This window comes from Mesotoga sp. B105.6.4 (assembly GCF_002896535.1).
Taxonomy (GTDB): Bacteria; Thermotogota; Thermotogae; order Petrotogales; family Kosmotogaceae; genus Mesotoga.
Genome location: NZ_JWIM01000137.1, coordinates 1 through 1,567, shown reverse-complemented (window position 1 = coordinate 1,567; position 1,567 = coordinate 1). Strand labels below are relative to the sequence as shown.

Here is a 1,567-nt window from a genome sequence, read left to right as displayed (position 1 = left end):
CTGTAACGTTCGTAGGTCTTTTCGGTGGGATTTCCTTCTTCATCTGAATCACAGCATTCCATTGCGTTGATTACCATTCTGTTCTGAGCAACCCGGTTTCCTATCTTAATTGGTGTGAAGAGAACTTCCTTTTCGGACATAAAGCTATTACCTCCCTCGTTATATTTTCCCCGCGTCACAAAGCAAAAAGCAAATCCTCCGGTATCTTATGATAGTATTATTCGGATTACTGGTACAATACTGGTATTACTATATAGTTGTACCAGCATGAGACTGGCAGGTATCACCTGTGTCTATCATGTGATAGGAAACATGACGAATCACCTAAAAAGCTCACTAAATTTGATACTAGGCCATTGCCGTGGGATAATTCGAGTATTGTCTACGAAATAAATGCACCGAAGGAGCGTGTTAAATGCCAGGTCTTTTTTCGGAAAATACCAGTGAAGTGAAGAGACCGTTGACTTCTATACCAGGTATATATCTTTCCAGAGATTCGCTAGAAAAGTCTAGCATACTGAATAGCCGCGAGCTTCTGGTCTTCATTCTGGAGAGCATTCAGGACGGCGTCAGTATTTTGGATGTCGATATGAGAATAAGATACGTTAACAGCTCGATCAAGCACTGGTACTCCAGCAAGCGAGCGATTGTCGGTAGAAAGTGTTTCGAGATATACCACAACCGCAGTAGTCCCTGCGAAAAGTGTCCGGTGCTTCGAACGATGGAGAGCAAGAAGTCCGAAGTCGAGATCGTTCCATATCAGGCTCATTCGGTTAGTGACGGCTGGCAGGAGTTGTTTTCCATTCCGATCTTCAACAAGGACAACGAGCTCATAGCTCTTCTGGAGTACGTGCGAGATATTTCTCTTCAGAGATTTGTCGAGTACAAACTGATAAGCGTTCTTGACAGACTCGACACTATAGAGAAGAGGAACGACCTTCTGACCAGTCTTCTCAGGCGGACCGAAGAGGAAAAGGATGAGCTGGAGAAGACCATCATGGGCAATATGGAACGCTATGTAAAGCCAGCACTGGATTACTTGAAGAGGCACACCGACGAAAAGGATGTCGAGTTTGTAGAGGGTCTGATAAAGGAGATAATGCACCCTGTTACAAAAAAACACTCTTCTATTCTTGATAATCTCACTTCAAGAGAGATACAGATAGCAGAGTTCATAAGAGAAGGAAAGACCAGCAAAGAGATAGCCGAAATTCTCAGTGTAACCAAGAAGACCGTGGACTTCCACAGGGCTAATATCCGAAAGAAACTTCCCATAAAAGACAATAAAGTGAACCTGAGATCGTATCTGCTTTCTCATCAATGATTTCCGATATACTCCAGCTAGACGGAAAGGAGGCGATTCTTCTGAAAGCGATCAGGTTTCCTTTAATACTCTTAATAGTTGTCCTTTCTTCGGTTCTGATTTTTGGTCAGGCTGTCGATACAACTCAACGCCGTTATTGATACAGAAGTCTCGTTCATGAGTGAAGGCGGTTTGATCCGCGGGAATATCTCACTGCCTGTAACAGAACTCCCGGATATACCCTTGAGTTTATCACTTAATCTT

Annotated in this window: 1 protein-coding gene; it reads left to right on the top strand. The window is 43.4% G+C overall.

Going from position 1 to position 1,567, the window contains the following annotated elements; all coding sequences use genetic code 11:
• Nucleotides 1-415 precede the first annotated feature (415 nt).
• Nucleotides 416-1,324, top strand: coding sequence for a LuxR C-terminal-related transcriptional regulator (locus RJ60_RS15145; protein ID WP_099829707.1), 909 nt, complete (start codon nucleotides 416-418; stop codon nucleotides 1,322-1,324).
• The last annotated feature ends 243 nt before the right edge of the window (nucleotides 1,325-1,567 follow it).

Coding starts and splice junctions, on each gene's coding strand:
- RJ60_RS15145 (WP_099829707.1), top strand. CDS start 416: ATGCCAGGTCTTTTTTCGGAAAATACCAGTGAAGTGAAGAGACCGTTG.